Source organism: Chryseobacterium sp. CS2K3 (genome assembly GCF_059515185.1).
This window is the reverse complement of record NZ_JCAKRW010000002.1, coordinates 239,221-257,522: the sequence shown is the minus strand read 5'-3', so window position 1 is coordinate 257,522 and position 18,302 is coordinate 239,221. Positions and strand designations below refer to the sequence as shown.

Sequence of the window (18,302 nt, the reverse complement as noted above, 5' to 3'; positions counted from 1 at the left end):
CAATAGTTTTGCGTAGATAAGAAAATTTTGATTAATTTTACAAAAAATAGAAAATGACAGAGAAATTCCGGTTCTGTAACTGGCTTTAAGTATCTGTTTACAATATAAATCTACAGACTATGTTATTATTAGAACAACTACAGCATTTTCCAGAAACTATCCAATTCAGTGATGTTATTGCTTATATAGATGCTAATTACGATTTTACCCCTACAGCATTTAAAAACGGAAATACAAGAAATGAAGAAGGGCAGAACAACGGTTCTTGTAAGATTTTCGGTTTTGCCTCTTATAATGGCTTAACGAAAGAACAGACACTTCCGCTTTTTGGAGAATTTTACAGAGATGATGTACTTAAAAACCCTGAAGGAACAGATCATCAGAATATCAGAAACTTCATGGAATTCGGCTGGGACGGATTGATATTTGAAGGGAACCCTTTGAATGAGAAATAATTTTTTAAGCTGAAAAAGTAAAGAATATTGATGGGCATGTTTTGATATGCTGCAGTTTTTGTAGTAGGTAAAATATGGGATAATATTAAATGAAAAATCTCTTTTATCCCTTTCCGGTTTCCTTTGCTTTTAACAAAAAATAAAATCATGTCATCCAATAAAAACGCATTAATCCGTTACAAGACATTAGACAAGTGTCTCAAAAATAAGTATCGTAAATATACACTGGAAGACCTTATTGATGAGTGTTCCGAAGCGTTGTTTGAATTTGAGGGAAAGGAATCCTTTGTAAGCAAAAGAACGGTTCAGCTGGATCTTCAGAATATGCGAAGCGAAAAATTCGGGTATGAAGCGCCTATTGAAGTATATGAAAGAAAATATTACCGTTACAGTGATCCGGAATACAGTATTCATAATATCTCAGTGAACGAAAGTGATCTTAAGGCGATGAACAATGCTATTCAGATTCTGAAGCAGTTTAAAGATTTTTCAATGTTCAAAGAAATGAATGGAGTTATTCAGAAATTGGAAGATTCCATTCACTCCACAAGCCAGAAGTCGATTATTCATTTAGATAAAAATGAACAGCTGAAAGGATTGGAACATATTGATATTTTGTATGAAAATATTTTAAATAAAAAAGTACTGAAAATCCTTTATAAAAGCTTTACTGCCAGGGAATCTAGTATTTACACAGTTCATCCTCAACTCCTGAAAGAATTCAACAACCGCTGGTTTCTTGTTTGTCTTTATAAACAAAAGATGTACAATCTTGCCTTGGATAGAATGGAAACTATTGAAGTTGACGAAAAAGCTTCCTATATTGATAAAAACCTGGATGGTGATGAGTACTTTAAAGATATTGTAGGCGTTACCGTTGCCGAGTCAATAGTTCCGAGAAAAGTAGTTTTCTTTGTAGATTCTGCTAATGCTCCTTATGTAAAAACCAAACCACTTCACAAAAGCCAAGAGATTGTGAGTGAAACAAAAGAAGGAACACTTTTTAGAATCTGTGTACAGATCAATTATGAATTAGAAAGATTATTGCTGGGTTTCGGAGATTCTCTTGTGGTGCATAAACCTCAAAAACTGAGGTTGAGAATGGAGGAAAAATTCAAAGCCGGAAGTAAAAATTATCAGGAACTGGTACTTCCTGAAGAAATTTAGTTTTATATTGATTTTATAGGCTTTATATGAATTTGAATTACTGTTTTTATGACAATTATTAATTAAAAATTCAATTTTGATTTTATCTTGGCTTGGAAATTGTAGTAATCAAGTACAAAATCACACTATGAAATCAAGAATATTTAAAGCATTAATTGCAATTATAGCACCTATAGCGATTGAATATGTCGTTAAAAAAATATCTGAAAAACTTGATAAAAAAGTAGATCAGAAAGAGAAAGAACCCAAGCAGATTACTGCTTAAACGTAAAAGTAGTTTAAATTTAAAATTATCGAAAAGAGACTGTCGTTATTACGAACAGTCTCTTTTTTTGTAAAAAGGTAGTTGGATAGATAAATATTTCATTGACCATTCTTAAGGCGCAAGAAAATCCAAGATTTTCAGCAAGTATTATACTGAGATTTTTTAAGCCACTGCCTAATAAATCATGTGTGTATTCGTGGCAATATAAGCCGTGTACAATTTTATTTTTGATAAAATCTTTGCGCCTTAAAGCATCCATTTTTTAATATCAATTGCGCCTTTGCGATTTCCAACAGTGAAATTTATTTTATAATAATGAATTACATTTTTTATTCTTTAACTTTTTATACATATTTCACATTTTGAGCACTTTTTTTTATAAAAATTGTTAAACGTTTATTTAAATTTTAACATAAAATAAAGCATTGATAATCATTTGTTTAATTGTTTTATGTGTGTTAAAAAACTGAGGGATACGTTACTTGGCACGATTTTTACATCCTCTTGTTTAGTAAAATTTAAAAATTAGAGTTATGAAAATGTTTAAACAAGCAATTTTGCTAGCTGGAATTTTAACAGCAGGTATAGCAAGCGCACAGGATTCAAAAATGAACAACATGATCAAAGTAGGCGCGAATGTTGGTTTAGCAGTTCCTTCAGATAACCTTTCAGCTGCCGTTGGAGTAGATGTAGCTTATCAGAACCTTATTACTCCTGGATTTGGATTAGGTATCGCATCAGGATATACTCACTATTTTGGAAAAGATAACAACGGTTATAAAAATAATGATGTAGGAGTGGTTCCTGTAGCTGCTTTAGTAAGAATTTATCCAAAACAGACAGGTTTCTATTTCGGAACTGACTTAGGATATGGTTTCCTTGTAGGAGATAAAACTGTAGCTTCAAACACGAATGTGGAAAGAGCAAACGGAGGTTTCTACATCAAGCCGGAAATCGGATACCACAACAGAGATTGGAACTTCTTCGTACAATACCAAAAGGTTTTTGTAGGAACTAAAGGAGATTTAGCCGGACAAGACTATAATGTGGGGAATATCGGAGTAGGTTTCGGGTATAATATTCCATTAGGAAAGTAGTTAGATTTAATATATAAACAATTATTAACCAAAACCTTTTCACGAAAGTGGAAAGGTTTTTTTGTTCTGTGCAGGTTTTACAAAAACAATTATTATATTTGGTAAAATTTGAGGTTATGATTCTGAATCCAAAATTTCCACTTTATTTACCAGGAGTAGAGAACAGTAATAATGATAATGTTTCTATCATTGGAGCAAGTCTTCGTGAAGATATAACAATCTTAGGCTATTTTGTTTCCGGTAACGGAGGTCTTGAGATAAAAATTCAAAATACATATTCTACTAAGGAATATGCTTCTTTCAATGATATTCTGAGAAAATTCATTCAGGATAATCAGTTAGAAAATGTAAAACGTTTAGGAATGGCTGTGCCGGGACCTGTGATTGACGGGAAAAGTAACCCTGCTAGATTAGGCTGGAACCTTGATGTGGAAGAATATAAAAGAGATTTCGGTTTTGAAAAAGTAGAGATGCTGAATGACCTTGAAGCTTCTGCTTACGGAATGGCTCTTCTTGAAGATGATGATCTGGATGCCATCTATACAAGTGGGCACCTTGAAAAAGGAAACGTAGCCATCCTTGCTCCTGGAAACGGACTTGGTGAAGCTGGTTATTTCTTTGATGGGAAAAACCTGAGACCATTCGCTACAGAAGGAGGACATTCGGAATTCTCACCGAGAACCAATGTAGAAGTTGAGTTCTATCAGTTCCTAAATAATATTTATGGAATTGTAAGTTGGGAAAATGTATTATCCAAATCAGGATTATTTAATATTTATCGTTTCCTGAGAGATGTAAAAAGGCATCCTGAACCGGAATGGCTAAGTGATCGTCTTTCCAATGGAAATTTCGTTGAAGAATTGTACAAAGCAGCAGTAGAAGAAAATGTGCTGATTTGTAGAATTGCGCTGGATACTTTCCTTGAATTCTTAGCAAGAGAAGCGAATAACCTTACCTTAAAGGTTAAAGCAACCGGCGGATTACTGATCGCAGGTGATATTCCTCAGATGGTAAGAGAATATATTGATAAGGATAAATTCTATGAAAAATTCAAGATCAGTGATAAAATGGAGGGAATGCTTAAAAATATTCCGATCTATCTGGTCAAGCAAAATCATACGGCATTAAAAGGTATGGCATTGTATACTGCCTACTATCAAGAATAAAAAAAGCTCCGAAGAAGTTCGGAGCTTTTTTAATAAGATGATATTATTCATAAAAATAATTGATATTCTTATTATACATCAATGAAATCTATCAAATAAGTTGGCTACCTTTGTGTTTAATTTAATTATAATAATTCTAAACAATGAAGAAAATATTTTTGTTAGCAGTATTAGCTGGTGGCTTAGCTTTCGGACAGTCTAAAAAAGTTGTAGCATCTGATGTTCACTGGTGGGGGTACAAAGTAGCAAAATCTGAAGCGAGTTCTCATGATGGTACTGTAAAAGTAAAATCAGGAGATATGGTAATGAAAGGCAACCAGCTTGTAGGAGGAAGCTTTGTATTGGACATGACTTCTATCAATGCAACTGACGTTTCAGGTGATTCTCAACAAAAACTGAACGGACACCTTAAAAATGGTGATTTCTTTGAAGTTGAAAAATTCCCGACTGCTACTTTTAAAATTACTGCTGTAAAGAAAAACAACGATAAAATCTACAACTCTCTGGTAACTGGAAATCTTACTGTAAAAGGAAAAACCAATGCAATTTCTTTCCCTGCTAAGATTGCTTACAGCAAAGGAGTAGTAAGTTTAGTATCTAATAAGTTTTCTTTTGACAGACAAAAATTTGATGTATCTTACAAGTCTTCTATGCAGGATGTCTTTTTAAAAGATGACATCGATATGATCGTAAAGGTGACTGCTCAATAAATTAATCAAAAAAAGATTATTAAAAGTGTAGAAGTTCTACACTTTTTTTTATTTTTGTTGAATTGTAAATAAAAAAGAATGAAAAGATTACTATTGTTTGCTATGGTGTGCGCAAGCATATCATTTGTTTCTGCCCAAAGGAAATTTGATAAAGTTTCAAAAGTGACTTCGTCAGAGATCAGATGGTGGGGATATAAGGTTGTAAAAACTGAAGCTTCCTCTCACTCCGGAACGGTAAAGTTAAAGAGTGGAAAATTCAACTTTGATCATACTGTTTTGGTAGATGGAGAGTTCATTATAGACATGAGAAGTATAATGGCGGGAGATGTTTCTGATGAAGATCAAATCAAATTAACAGATGATCTGAAAAGCTCCAACTTCTTTGAAGTGAAAAAGTTTCCTATTGCCAAGTTTCATTTGACTAAAATTATTCCTTTAGCAAACAGTGAATTCAATTCTACAGTGTATGGAGATCTTACCCTTAAAGGAGTGAGAAAAACAATATCTTTCCCTGCAAATGTATATGTTACTCAGTTTACGACAGTTATTGAGTCTGCGAAATTCTCATTAAACAGAAGAGATTTCAAAGTGTTCTATCAGTCTTCATTGAAAGATTATTTCATCAAGAACGAAATGGATATCCAATTCAAAGTTTCTACTGAAAAACTGGATAATGATAACAGAGTTCCTGTAAAGAAAAAGAAGTAAGATTAAATACTATATTGATAAAAATGAGCGGTTCTCAGGAGCTGCTCTTTTTTTGTGAATAGACTTTATAAATGATCTATGAGTGCTAATCTAAAGTTTATAATATCCTCAAAACATTTAATTTGTCCTTTTAAGGTTCTAAACAACGTTATCAGCAATTTTTAAACAGAATGTTATAAGTTTTGTACATAGAATTCTTTTCCATCTAAAAGCACATCCTTTCCTTATTTTTTATAAATTAGTACTATGAAAATTTATATTGTAAGCGGTCTTGGAGCAGACTTTAAAGTACTTGAAAGACTGGAGTTTCCCAAGCACTGCGAATTGATTTTTATAGATTGGCTTATTCCAAAGCAAAATGAGCCTTTTCATGCTTATGTAGAGAGAATGGCAGAGAAAGTAGATACTTCAGAACCGTTCTGTTTAGTAGGATATTCTTTTGGCGGAATAATGGTTCAGGAGATTAATCAATTGAAACCTGCTGAGAAAGTTGTGATCTTGGGAAGTATAAAATCCGATAAGGAAAAATCCAAATTCATAAAAACGGGAGAGGTTACTAAAATCCCACGCATATTACCGGTAGGGCTCTTCAATACAAAAGCAGCCAATGTATATGCCATCATCAGAAAGCTTTTTGATCCTAAAAATCCAAGATTGCTTCAGTACTTTAGAGTAAGAGATCCCTATTATCTGAAATGGTCTGTAGAAAAGGTTTCAGAATGGAAATTTGATGAAAATCCGAATGTTATCCAGATATTGGGGGATAAGGATATTGTTTTTCCTATCAGAAATTCAAAACCGGACTATGTGATTAAGGGAGGAACTCATTTATTTCCAGCGACTAAATCTAAAGAAGTTTCCAAAATATTGAATGAGATATTTAAAGATTCTGAAAAGGAAATATCTGCCGAAAAGCAAGATAAAAGTACAGTATAAATTTTTATTTTTCCTATAGCCGCCAAAATTCTTAAATAATCATTAAACCTATTCAGAATACTGATTTTTATTAGGATTTATCATGTATCTTTGCTTTGAGGAAAATGAAGAATCATTTATGGAATCAATATCGGTTTTTGAGATTATTAAAGTAGGGATAGGTCCGTCCAGTTCACATACAATGGGACCCTGGAATGCAGCATCTGCATTTATCAGAATTATAAAAAGAGAAAGATCAATAGCTGAAGTTAAAGAAGTTTTTCTTGAATTTTTTGGTTCATTAGCAAAAACGGGGATCGGACACGGGACAGATATTGCCGGAATGCTGGGATTGAACGGTGAAGATTTTAAGACAATCAATACTTCAAAAATTGATGAGAAGATAGACTATATAAAAAGTACTCAAACCATCAATCTTGGTGGTGAAAAGGTGATTCCGTTTATTTATGGTCATCATTTGATTTTAAATATGAAGAAAAACCTTGATTTTCACCCAAATGGGATGATCTTTAAGGCTGTATTTGAAGATGGAACTGAGCTTGTACAGGATTTTTATTCTGTGGGTGGAGGTTTTATTGCAAGTCAGGAGAAAAACTCTATACAAAAACAATGTGTACGTACTTTGTACCCATGTCATAAAGCTTCTGATATTGCAAAATATTGTGAGAAGCTTGGTCTTAAGAAAATTTCAGATCTTATTTTTATCAACGAGGAAAGCTGGAGAACACAGGAAGAGACAAAGCAGGAGGCACTTTATATCTGGGAACAGATCAAGGAGTGTATTTATAAAGGTGTAAATAAGGAAGGTATTCTTCCGGGAGGATTAAATGTTTCCAGAAGAGCAGCCGGTATCAACAGAAAGCTGCTCGGTGACAAGATCTATAAAAATAAAGATGAGTGGTTTCAGCAGGTAGTAGATGCTGAAGAAAATTTTACCAATATCAATAAATGGATCGCTTGTTTTGCATTGGCGGTGAATGAAGAAAATGCAAGTTTCGGGAGAATTATTACAGCGCCTACCAATGGTGCAAGTGGAGTAATCCCTGCCGTTTTAATGTACTCTCAAGCTTTTACGGATTCAATCAGTGAGGATGATATTATCCGTTTTCTATTGGTAGCTGGAGAAATAGGTACTTTATTCAAAAAAAATGCAACAATCTCTGCAGCAATGGGAGGTTGCCAGGCGGAAATCGGAGTATCGTCTGCAATGGCAGCGGCTGGGCTTACAGAAATTTTAGGAGGAAACGTAGGACAGGTATTGATGGCAGCAGAAATTGCTATGGAGCATCATCTAGGGCTTACTTGTGACCCAATAAAAGGGCTTGTACAGATTCCGTGTATTGAAAGAAATACAATGGGAGCCATGAAAGCGATCACAGCAGCGAATATTGCATTAGAAAGTGATCCCGCTAAAGCAAAAGTAACATTAGATGAGGTCATTCAGACAATGTGGGAAACGGCACAATCTATGAGTGACCGTTTTAAGGAAACTTCAGAAGGAGGATTAGCTATCGCAGTGAACGTTCCTGAATGTTAAGATGATTATTTTAAAATATAAAAAACCTTAGATTTTGTATCTAAGGTTTTTTGTTTGTATGATGGGAGTTTTTGCATCCTTTCTTACAATTCTTATGGATGATAAAGATTGTGATCGTTATTTTAATTTTATCCAGATCCGATTAAATATGAAATAATTATATTGGCTTTAGCCAAAACTATTCATAGTTTATTTTCTATTAAACAAGAAAGTTTTCCCGCCCTGAGTAAGCTTAAGTTGATTGTTTTCAGGGATAAAATGAAACTGTATACCATCTTTATTAAATGTAAACTGATCTTTTTCTGTAGCAGTCAGAGGAAATTCAGCCTGATTGGAAGCCTGAGCATATAGTCCTGGTTCTTTAACAAACACTTTTACTCCCAGGTCAATATCTTTAGACGAATAATCTCCTATATATTTTTCCAGTTGAGTTACAGGTATTTTAGCATTGGTAAATACCGGATATTTATAATCTCTGTTATGAATCAGATTAAGGAGAGCAACGTAAAAACTGTTGTGAGAAAAGTTTTGCCCATTAATGGTAATAGCATAGGATAGCTGGTCATTAGGATCATAGCCAAGCGTAGAGTGACTTCCGGCAGTATCACCACCATGTCCGTAATAAATGATGTTGTAAAACGGCATTTTCATGATTCCAGTACCAAAAAGCTTTTCCTCTTTATTGGAGATCATCATGTCAAGAGTTTCTTTCTTTACAAATTTACCATTGAATAAAGCATTGATAAAAACATTCAAATCTTTCGGGGTGGAAGTAATGTCGCCTAATCCGATACAGTTATGAAAATTAAAGTCTTTAACTTCTGTCCAGCTGTCTTTTTTAAATTCATATGATCTAAAAATATTCTTAGGATGATCAAGAACTGAAAAAGTATCATGCATCGCAACTTTATCAAGAATATTTTCTTTTAAAATGACGTTATAAGGTTTGTTATATATTTTTTCCAGAATTCTACTTAGTAAAAAGTAGGCAGAATTGGAATATCTTGTCTTTTCTCCCGGCTGAAAGCTTACTCCATTTTTTTTAATGGTATCAATGATTGCTTTATCACCCACAGATTTGTCGAATAACCAGTTATTATTACTGGCTTTTCCTACATAATCCGTCAAGCCGCTGGTATGGTTCAGCATATTTTTAATAGTGATTTTTTTAGCATTAGGAATTTCGGGATAGAATTTTGAAAGGGGGTCGGAAAGATTAAGTTTTCCATTTTCAACCAACTGAAGAAGCATAACTGCTGTGATCATTTTACTAATGGAACCTATCTGGTATCCTGTGTTTTGATCATAGATAACATTTGTAGGTAAAAGTTTCTGTCCAAAATCTCTTTTATAAACTTCTGCTCCATTTCTGAAAATAGATATACTTCCGATTTCCTGGTTGTTTTGAACCATATAATTTAAAAAATCATCGATTTTTTGAGTATTAATGGCTTTCCCGTTGAGATAAGGAATATTATCATCTTCAGACTTGATTTCTCTGTAAAGATTCAGTTTTAATTTCTGCCCATTCTGGATAAAATCACCTTCAAAATGATCGGTTTTGTAAACTCCTTTATAGCCTGCATTGATGCTTTTTATTTCAAATGTAAGTTCATTGTTATTGAAATCTGTTTTATCTACAGGGAATTCCTTGGAACTTTGCTGTGGGCTGGCTAAGCTTGAAGTATAGCCTTTTGCTTTTTTTGTTATTGTAATAACCAGAGGAAGTTTTGAAGATTGAGTATCCAATTCGCCGTTCCAGATTCCTTCAATTTGGGCGTAACAACACTGTGCCAGGAAGACTAGCACTAATAATAACTTGATTTTCATGGTGTTTAAATAATATGATTAATAGTAAGCTGACATAATATGGCGCTGATTATCGACACAAAACAAAAGAGTACAATATGTTGCCATTTTTTGATATTTGTTGCTGTTTTAAATCCGTTGTAGTAAAGCGTCATGCTATAGATTAAGGTGGTAATCGTAACAACAGTGAGAGAAATCATGATCAGAAAATCTAAAAAAGGAAATGTTCCTGATGGATTAGACTGATATTGTATTATATTTTTTCCGGCTTGTTGCATATAGGATATTTTCCCGATTAATTGAATGGGAAGAAGAAAAAGCTGGGATATTAAAACTGTATTGACAATATCAATGATCCTGGTTTTTCTGTTCAGAAGTTTCCCGAGTATAAAAAGAACTGCAATAGCAATTGAAAAGCTCAATACTGTTGGAAGCGCAGTATTTCTAATAGAGGTATTTTCCAGAATATCGATTTTATAGATACTGGTGAATGTAGTATTGGTCCAGTAACCTATGATAATAGAAAGAATGACGGTGATGATTCCGATAAGTAAAAGTAGCTTTTCGTCAAACCTTTCAAATGGATTAAAAATTGTTTTCCAGTTCATATATTTTGTTTTACAGGTTATTTTTCAGTTGTTCCACTTTGGTGATAAGGTCATCCATTTTGTTTCTCATGGTAGGATAAGACAAGCCTGCCTGTTTTGCCATTTCTTTGATACTTCCGCTGGATAAGAAAAAGTTGAGAATAAAATCCTGTTCTTCACGATTCAGTTTAAGGAGAACGGGAAGTTCATAATCTCCGCTTACCTCAGTTTTGCAGCTGGGGCATTTCATTTGACTTACATTAAGGGTATTGTCACAACTTGGGCAGATTATAGGTAACTTCATTCTATTTATTTTTTACAAAAGTAATATTTTTTTTAATAAAGTTAAATTAAATTTTAATTTTATTAAAATTTATTTGTGGATAGTATGATTTTTACACTTGAAAATAGAAAAAGTAGAACAGCTATTTGTTCTTATCTAAAAAACAAATATTTTTGCCCCAAAACTAATAAACATGAGAAAAGCTTTTATGCTTCTTTTTGCTTTGGCATCCCTTGCCGTCTACTCACAAATCAGTATTCCTGAATTTTCTGAAAAGGGAATTATTATTACTCAAAATAATCAAACTATCCATTATAAGAAGCTTTCCTATAGTAAAGGAAAAGTGATCTATACAAATAGTCAAAATGGAGAAGAAGAATTTCTATATGACAATTCTGTGAAAGGAATTCAGGAAGAAGGAAAGATGGCATCCGGAACTATATCTTCAGAAGGTCTTACAGAAACGAATAAAAATCAAGACACTTCTAGGCTGACTGCTAAAAAAGATATTAAAAATTACCTGATTCAGCAAAAGAACCCACAATATATGAAAGGAAGAACGCTTAATAATATCGGGACTGGTTTGGTAGTGGGAGGAGCAGCATGTTTTGTTATTGGAGGGTTGTCAAATGTTTCCAAAGCTAATGATAACAATGTAAAAAACGGCGATTCAAAAGGATCTCCGATTCCTCTGATTATAGGATTTATTGGAGCTGGTGCCGGTGTTGTATTTAAATTGGTAGGACACTCACAAATGAAAGAAGCAATGAATAATTACAGCACAGCTGATATAAAGAAATTTAAGCCGGATTATTATGTGCTTAATGACAAAAATGGAGTAGGGCTGATGATGAAGTTTTAAAATCGATTGGATTCATCTGATTATTATAAAAGCCACAAAAGTTTATAATAGAAACTTTCGTGGCTTTAAATATTTTGATAAGTTACAGATCTGTTGTTTTTATCTCAGGATTCCTCTAATTCTGTTAGCATTAGTAATCAACTCTTCAAGGTATTCATAGTTTTCTTTTTCTAAAGCAGACTTGAATTTCCTAAGCTGAGAAATATGCTCATTCAATACATCCAATACATTTTCCTTATTCTGTTTAAAGATAGGAACCCACATTTCAGGGTGAGATTTTGCAAGACGAACTGTACTTGAGAACCCGGAACTTGCAAGTTGAAAAATAGTTTCTTCTTCGCGCTCTTTTTCCAATACAGTATTGGCAAGGGCATAAGATGTGATATGAGAAATATGGGAAATATAAGCTGTGTGGATGTCATGATCCTCTGCATTCATGTAAATCATGTGCATATCAAGGGCATTCACAACATTTTCAACTACTTCCAATGCATCGTCTGCAGATTCTTCCTTGTTACAAATTACTCCGGCTTTCCCTGCAAAGCTGTCTGCAATAGCTGATTTCGGTCCGTTATTTTCTGTACCCCACATCGGGTGAAAAGCTACAAATCTTGAACGTTTTGGGTGATCTTTCACGGCACCTACAATTCCAGCCTTGGTGGAGCCTGCATCCATAACGGTCTGGTGATCCGATACAAGATCCAGCACACTTGGCAATAATTTTCTTGCCGCATCTACCGGAATAGCAAGGATTATAAGGTCTGAATCCTTAATTCCCTGTTCCAGGTCTGCTCCGGCGTCAATTATATTCAAATCTAATGCTTCGTTGATATGCTGTTGGCTGTTGTCGATTCCATAGATAAAGCTGGCGATGTTTTTCTGTCTTAATTTCAGCGCCATTGAACCACCTATTAATCCTACTCCTATAATACTTATTTTCATCTTTTAATTTTTTTAAATAAAAAAACCTCGTCCTAGGACGAGGTTTTAAGTTATGTTCATAAGAATCCCTATCCCAGATCTGAGCTAAAAATTCTATAATAATATGTTCCGTTGTTAAAATTCACGTAGCAAATTTATAAAATATTTTTTTAAGTTGAGAAATTTTATGATGCTTTCTTTGGATGAATATAATTTCATTGCTAATAATAATTCTTTTCAGTCTGTTGTAGCAATTCCAATGGGCTTTTTGAAATATTATTCCATGCCGGGATAGCTGATGCCTCCGGTTTTTGTTTCTTCCCAGGTCTTTTTGAAATCCGAGATATTATAATATTTATTTTTTTTGAATTCCGCTTCATAATTTTTGCCTTCCAGATTACCATTGAGAGTACTGAAAAAGCTATAATATAGAGTGCTGTTTTCTGTAATTTTAGTTGAGTAGTATGCTAATTTACCCAGCATTCAGCTTTTTTATCGAAACTTTTATCAGAGAAAATCAAAGAACGATTGTCTTTGGTTTCTTTAATGATCAGATCGGAAATGGAATTTAAGTATTTGGTTTTATGGCCAGTAGTTTTCCCGTTTGGCTATGCTTGGAACAAGGCAAAATAGGTAAAAGAAAATTAAGAAGTTTTTGATCATTGTTTACCAATATTACTACATGTCTAACCCAATTCCATCTCCTTCAATCTTTGCATCGTTCCAATATTTTTCAAAAGAAAGTAATCCATAATATTTTTGTTTTTTAAATTCTTCATCATATTTCTTTTGTAAATCTTCTGGTGAATGCTTATAAAAAGTTCCCATAAACGCAAAAGTTAAACCTGTTTTTTCTTTATGTTTTTCTCCAAAATATAATAAATATGCAATCAATTTTGATTTTTCTTCAAAACTAAACCCTTTTAGCTGAAGGTTATTGTCTTGAATCTGATTTAGAATCTCCAATATTTCTTTTGAATATTTTTCAGGATCTTTATCAAAATAATTAAATGTTTCTTGATGAACAAAATATTGATTGTCACAAGTTTTAGTATAGAATATTTTAATATAATCATCAAGATTATTGATGTATTTTTCAATCCCGTTTCTTTTGATATACCATTCTAAAAGATCCTTATCTTTTACATAGCCAAAAGTTTTAATAAGAGCTTCAAGAAAATCCTTGTCATGGAATTGTAACCAGGCAAAGCTACCTTTGTTGTCATTGAAAATATATTTGTTTCGATTTACTATTTTTTGAATATTATTTTGACGTTTTTCTTCTAGTGTTGTTAGATCTTTCCAACGAATAACTTCAAATTGGTTTCCATTAATATTTTTTTCTTTTAAAATATGATCTTCTTTATCATAAATGTCTGAAAATTCTTTTTTATAATCAATTAGTTCCGGAATGAAAAAGGCTTCTGTTAATAACTTATGTTCTTTATCTATAAAAATCGGATTATTATTACTAATTACGTAGTTGTCGTCCAATTGATATACAGGGGTTTCTCTAGGGCATGGGTATTCAATCAGGAAATTAATAGGAGATTTAATATTATCAAACCTGAATATTTCTTTTATTTTTTTATTAAATTCTCTGAATCTAAAAATTTAACCCCATTTTTTTTAAGTATGTCGGCAGAAATACTAACAGCAACTTTATAATCCTCTAAAGAATATGGATAATTAGACTCAGCATCCAATCCTTTTTCTTTGATTGCATAACCATTCAATACTTGTTTTTCAAGTATTTTTTTTATTGAGTCATTATCATTAAGAATTTCATTTTTAACTTCTGATATTACTTTAGCCTTTTCTGTTTCATTACTTTTTGAGCATGAAAAAATAAGTAGGAGACATACTAGGATTATAAAGTTTTTCATCATTTGTTTTTATCTTAATTATTAAGATTATTGTCCATCATCTTGTGGAGAAGAAGGGCTCTCATTTTGCAGTTCTCCACTTTCAATATATTTTTTCAAAAATGGAAATCCAAAATAATTATGTTTTTTAAAAATATCTAATACTTCAGGATGATTCAATGCATTTGTACTTTGTACATAGAAAAGAGTAGAAGCTTGGGCGGTCCAAGAATCTGTACTTTGTCCTTTAAATTCGTTAAATGCAGGAATTTCTATGTTTGATATGTAGGCGAGAATTTTAGCTTTCTCTTCTGCCGAAAATCGTGATTTAGTAGTGTCGTTATATAATATATCAATCACATATCTTGATAAAGCGGAAATATATTTATCATTATTTTTTGAAGTGTTTTTTTCAATATATTTGAGTAAGTTTTTTCTAATGCTTAATTTTCCTTTGCAATTTTTTACAAACAAAAGAGTTCCTATTTTTTGAGTAGATTCTGGAGTCTCTTTAGAGTATTCTTTGTATAATTCGTTGAATATAACTTCATTTATTTTTTCATCTTTATCATATCCAAAATTTACGAGTAATGTTCTTAAAAATTCTTTATCATTAGCTAGTAGCCAAGCTAAGTCTCCTTTACTATTATTAAACAGGAACTTATTCCTTGCAATAATTTTTTGATTTAGATTTACTCTTAATTTATTATTGTTGATCTCTGTAATATCGTTTAGAAGAGGTAAATCTGATAAAATTTTAAGATTTGGATACACAAAGATATGATCATAGGTATAATCAAATTCGGTTTGTTCAATATTTGGCTCTTGTGATGAATTAATTAGAAAAGTAATAAAGTTTTGATGACGTTTTACTGATGTACAAGAGCAGTCTTCATTGGTTTCAAAAATATCTTTCACCTGTTTTGAAAAAAAAATGTTTTCAGGGACTTGATATCCATTGTTTGTTAATCCTTGTAATACTATATCCCCTCCTAATTCTATATCTTTATCTGTTAGCTTATACTGGTTTAATGTGTTAGTATCATTTTCAGAAAGCTCAATTTTTTCCTGAAGTTTCATATGTTTTTGGATTAAATCTATATTGTTATTTACGTTTTCAATGACTTCTTTTTTCTTATCCTGGCAGCAAAGAAGACTCGTAGCTGAAAAAAAGATTATTATAAATTTCTTCATGTTTTATTGTTACTAAATTATCTATATCCTATATGAAAATGATCTTGATGAACATTTGTTGCTTTGTCAGTAGTATGTTTTATTCCTTTTTTATAGGCATAATTTTTAATGAATTTCCATTTACCAGCAACTGCTAATATATTTTCCAATTCCTTAACAAATGCATCTTCATTTTTGTAAGTTTTCATAGCATCTTGCCAAAGAGTTTTACCTCCATTTGTACTACCTGGGTATCTAATATCTACGTCATTACCTGCCAAATTATGTCCGGAATGCCCTATATTTCGTCCATCGTTGGCGGAAATATCATTGAAATATAATGTCTTTGAATATCCATTTAATGGTAATGAGTAAAAAAAGCCTAATAGAGCAGCACATACTTTCTCATTTACCCAGTTATCTCCACCTTTATCTCTTGAACCAAATCTTCCCCAGTTAGGTCCTGTTTCAGGAAAAGGTAAAAGATTGTGATTGTTTTTCTGAAGATTATATGTTTGAATTTTTTTTCCAGATTTGTACACATTATATTCATATTCATTACTGTCAGGTTTTGTTGTTATTTTTTGAACATCAAAGGTATCTATATTAATATCATATTGATTCTTATCTCCCTTTTTAGTATTATCTTTTTTACCATAGATGCATTCATTTACTTTAAATAGGACTGAGGTTATATCATCAAATGATTTCTTTTTACCCTTCCAGTCAACATCGGTTCCAATTAATTTTGAAATTAAATCTACATTTTTCTCTCCATTGGCTTTAGTTTGAATAGCTCTTCCATCGGCGACCCAGTAACCCATACAGGCAAGCATTGAGACTTCTGCATCTGTTCCTACTTTACTAGCCCCACTATCAGATATTATTTCAACATTAGCATATTTTTCGGTGTATTTACTGGATGCTGTATAATTATTTCTACCCGTTATCTGAATAAATCCTCTTCCTCGAAATCTCCAACCATCTCCTGTTTGTGTATTACCTAGTTTTGCTTTACTAGGGCGGTTTTTATCATCATATACTAAATTAGCTATCATTTCTTGATTCGCTTTTTGTATACCATTGTCGTTGGCTTTATTTAAATCTTTTCGGCCATATTTATCTGCTTCGTCTTTATGGGTGTCAAAATATGAAAAAGGACGGGATTTAAATTCACCATCCAGAAAATAACCTCCTATTTTTTTAACGGAATCTCCTTTTATCCATTTTGTTCCTTTATACCTATCTCCTTCAGTTAGCCTTTTTACAGAGTAATTCAATCCTTCATCTTTAATATGCAACGTAGTTCCTGCTTCTATTCTGGTTTGTGCAAAGAAATGAGCTTTATTCCAGCATGTATTCATTTGAAATTTTGCCATGTACTTATTATATGCACCCATAACTGCTTTGAGTTTGGTTTCTTCTTTACAATCAGGAAAGATTTTCTTCATTTCATCCAAAGTAATTTCTTTATCACAATTAGGGCATCCTCCTGATGTTGTATTCGGCTTCGGCTGATCCTTCACCCCACTTGCTGAATTCCCATTATTCTGTGGTTTCGGAGCTTCCAAAATATCAACATCAATAGTTTGTGACTTGGCAGATAGATCTACAAAGATCACTTCTGCAAAAATTTCCTGCTGTCCTCCTTTCCAATATTCACCACTGTCAGGCTTTTTAGGATTATTTCCTATTTCTCCTGTCTTCTGTATTTCCTCTGTTAGGGGAATAAGAACATCTACATGATTCGTTAGAAAAGTATGGTCTTTACTGTAGAGCAGATCATCTCCTATAAGGTCATGTTCCCAGATTTTAAGCGTATACTTTTTACCTACAAGGTTGTAAGAATCTATAGAAACTCTTATGGTTTCTCCAAATTTAGGATTTTTAGTGAAGTCCTTACCATTTTGATCCGTTAGTTTTATCTGCTTAATGACTCCCTTTTTATCCGGTTGATTATTAGGCGAATTAGTTCTGGTAGATCCTTTTGGAGAATCTGGCTTAGGTTGAGGTTTACTACCTCCTGTAGGTTTTGGTGGAGCAGAAGGAGCTTTATATTCAGGATTATTGGCATTGGCATTATCAGATGCTTTAATTTTTCCGTTGTATTCTGCCGTAACATAATATTCATGCTGTTTTTTATCATCTTCTCTTTTGTTGGCAATAGCAATATAGGTATTAAACAGTGCAAAATTCCAGCGTGCATATCCTTGGCTATCTACGAGTATAGGCGGAGATTTTACAATAGATTGATTCTTTTTATTGTGACCGTCACCTCTTTCATCGTCTTCCCAAAGTGTGAAGACAATATGTTCGCCTTCCAGCCCCTGGCACTTAGCAGTAGCCCATAGGCGGTCCCTATAGCTTAATTTTTTATTAACCGGGCTTCCATCCTGAAAAGTAAGCTTCACTCCAAGAATGTCTTTCTCTTTTGGGGCTGCTTTCTGATCATTCTTTTTAGGCTGTACAATAATAGACATCGGTTCTTTACCTTCAGGTTTATCAAGATATCCTTCAACTCGAAATGTATATTTCCATGCATCTTTACCAAATGTAAAGTGATTTATTCCTTGTTTTTTTATTGTAGTTGTGGTAAACTTACCATTCTCTCGCTTTCTGAACAATTCCCAGGTCACAAGTGATTCTTTACGTTCACTTGGTGGAGTATCTGGATACCATTCGGTTACTTTATAAAATGTTTTTTCTCCGGTTTTTGGAGATGTATTTCCTGTAATTCTTAAAACGCCTTTTTTAGCCATAA

19 protein-coding genes are annotated in these 18,302 nt (G+C 32.8%); 10 read left to right on the top strand and 9 right to left on the bottom strand.

What is annotated here, in order from left to right; genetic code table 11:
* Nucleotides 1–119: 119 nt before the first annotated feature.
* The 9 genes from AC5YGG_RS04275 (at nucleotide 120) to AC5YGG_RS04235 (ending at nucleotide 8,041) form a co-directional block, all read left to right on the top strand.
* Nucleotides 120–455 (top strand): HopJ type III effector protein, encoded by a 336-nt coding sequence (locus AC5YGG_RS04275; protein WP_496143218.1) that lies wholly within the window; start codon nucleotides 120–122, stop codon nucleotides 453–455.
* 147 nt (nucleotides 456–602) lie between these two features.
* Nucleotides 603–1,622 carry a helix-turn-helix transcriptional regulator gene (locus tag AC5YGG_RS04270; protein WP_496143217.1) on the top strand — a complete coding sequence of 340 codons (1,020 nt, stop codon included), beginning with the start codon at nucleotides 603–605 and terminating at the stop codon, nucleotides 1,620–1,622.
* 127 nt (nucleotides 1,623–1,749) lie between these two features.
* Nucleotides 1,750–1,887: a hypothetical protein gene (locus AC5YGG_RS04265; RefSeq protein ID WP_496143216.1), complete on the top strand. Its 138-nt coding sequence runs from the start codon at nucleotides 1,750–1,752 to the stop codon at nucleotides 1,885–1,887.
* A 533-nt stretch (nucleotides 1,888–2,420) separates the two neighbouring features.
* Nucleotides 2,421–2,984, top strand: a complete 564-nt coding sequence (locus AC5YGG_RS04260; RefSeq protein WP_065393669.1) for a hypothetical protein — start codon at nucleotides 2,421–2,423, stop codon at nucleotides 2,982–2,984.
* 116 nt (nucleotides 2,985–3,100) lie between these two features.
* Complete coding sequence (locus AC5YGG_RS04255; protein WP_496143214.1) at nucleotides 3,101–4,150, top strand: glucokinase; 1,050 nt, start codon at nucleotides 3,101–3,103, stop codon at nucleotides 4,148–4,150.
* Between the two features lie 143 nt (nucleotides 4,151–4,293).
* Nucleotides 4,294–4,860 (top strand): YceI family protein, encoded by a 567-nt coding sequence (locus tag AC5YGG_RS04250; RefSeq protein WP_496143213.1) that lies wholly within the window; start codon nucleotides 4,294–4,296, stop codon nucleotides 4,858–4,860.
* Between the two features lie 78 nt (nucleotides 4,861–4,938).
* Nucleotides 4,939–5,568, top strand: a complete 630-nt coding sequence (locus tag AC5YGG_RS04245; protein WP_496143212.1) for a YceI family protein — start codon at nucleotides 4,939–4,941, stop codon at nucleotides 5,566–5,568.
* Nucleotides 5,569–5,814: 246 nt separating this feature from the next.
* Nucleotides 5,815–6,504, top strand: coding sequence for an alpha/beta hydrolase (locus AC5YGG_RS04240; protein WP_496143210.1), 690 nt, complete (start codon nucleotides 5,815–5,817; stop codon nucleotides 6,502–6,504).
* A 118-nt stretch (nucleotides 6,505–6,622) separates the two neighbouring features.
* Nucleotides 6,623–8,041 carry an L-serine ammonia-lyase gene (locus AC5YGG_RS04235; protein WP_496143209.1) on the top strand — a complete coding sequence of 473 codons (1,419 nt, stop codon included), beginning with the start codon at nucleotides 6,623–6,625 and terminating at the stop codon, nucleotides 8,039–8,041.
* A gap of 189 nt (nucleotides 8,042–8,230) precedes the next feature.
* Here AC5YGG_RS04235 and AC5YGG_RS04230 read toward each other — a convergent pair whose 3' ends face one another.
* Genes AC5YGG_RS04230 through AC5YGG_RS04220 form a run of 3 tightly spaced genes read right to left on the bottom strand, consistent with a single transcriptional unit; the run spans nucleotide 8,231 to nucleotide 10,741 of the window.
* Nucleotides 8,231–9,871, bottom strand: coding sequence for a serine hydrolase domain-containing protein (locus AC5YGG_RS04230; RefSeq protein ID WP_496143207.1), 1,641 nt, complete (start codon nucleotides 9,869–9,871; stop codon nucleotides 8,231–8,233).
* A gap of 5 nt (nucleotides 9,872–9,876) precedes the next feature.
* Nucleotides 9,877–10,458 (bottom strand): YIP1 family protein, encoded by a 582-nt coding sequence (locus AC5YGG_RS04225; RefSeq protein ID WP_496143206.1) that lies wholly within the window; start codon nucleotides 10,456–10,458, stop codon nucleotides 9,877–9,879.
* Nucleotides 10,459–10,468: 10 nt separating this feature from the next.
* Complete coding sequence (locus AC5YGG_RS04220; protein ID WP_496143205.1) at nucleotides 10,469–10,741, bottom strand: DUF2089 family protein; 273 nt, start codon at nucleotides 10,739–10,741, stop codon at nucleotides 10,469–10,471.
* 172 nt (nucleotides 10,742–10,913) lie between these two features.
* On the opposite strand from AC5YGG_RS04220, the gene AC5YGG_RS04215 reads away from it, so the two are divergent.
* Nucleotides 10,914–11,582, top strand: a complete 669-nt coding sequence (locus AC5YGG_RS04215; RefSeq protein ID WP_496143204.1) for a hypothetical protein — start codon at nucleotides 10,914–10,916, stop codon at nucleotides 11,580–11,582.
* A gap of 99 nt (nucleotides 11,583–11,681) precedes the next feature.
* On the opposite strand, the gene AC5YGG_RS04210 is transcribed toward AC5YGG_RS04215, so the two are convergent.
* The 6 genes from AC5YGG_RS04210 to AC5YGG_RS04185 all read right to left on the bottom strand — a co-directional run bounded on the left by AC5YGG_RS04210 (nucleotide 11,682) and on the right by AC5YGG_RS04185 (nucleotide 18,300).
* The gene (locus AC5YGG_RS04210) at nucleotides 11,682–12,524 is read right to left on the bottom strand and encodes a prephenate dehydrogenase (protein WP_496143202.1); all 843 of its coding nucleotides are present in this window, start codon (nucleotides 12,522–12,524) and stop codon (nucleotides 11,682–11,684) included.
* Nucleotides 12,525–12,779: 255 nt separating this feature from the next.
* Nucleotides 12,780–12,986, bottom strand: coding sequence for a hypothetical protein (locus AC5YGG_RS04205; protein ID WP_496143200.1), 207 nt, complete (start codon nucleotides 12,984–12,986; stop codon nucleotides 12,780–12,782).
* A gap of 195 nt (nucleotides 12,987–13,181) precedes the next feature.
* Nucleotides 13,182–13,997, bottom strand: coding sequence for a hypothetical protein (locus tag AC5YGG_RS04200; protein WP_496143199.1), 816 nt, complete (start codon nucleotides 13,995–13,997; stop codon nucleotides 13,182–13,184).
* An 86-nt stretch (nucleotides 13,998–14,083) separates the two neighbouring features.
* Entirely contained in the window at nucleotides 14,084–14,392 is a 309-nt protein-coding gene (locus AC5YGG_RS04195) for a hypothetical protein (protein WP_496143198.1), read from the bottom strand.
* A gap of 24 nt (nucleotides 14,393–14,416) precedes the next feature.
* The gene (locus AC5YGG_RS04190) at nucleotides 14,417–15,562 is read right to left on the bottom strand and encodes a hypothetical protein (RefSeq protein WP_496143197.1); all 1,146 of its coding nucleotides are present in this window, start codon (nucleotides 15,560–15,562) and stop codon (nucleotides 14,417–14,419) included.
* A gap of 17 nt (nucleotides 15,563–15,579) precedes the next feature.
* Nucleotides 15,580–18,300, bottom strand: a complete 2,721-nt coding sequence (locus AC5YGG_RS04185) for a hypothetical protein (RefSeq protein ID WP_496143196.1) — start codon at nucleotides 18,298–18,300, stop codon at nucleotides 15,580–15,582.
* Nucleotides 18,301–18,302 lie beyond the last annotated feature (2 nt).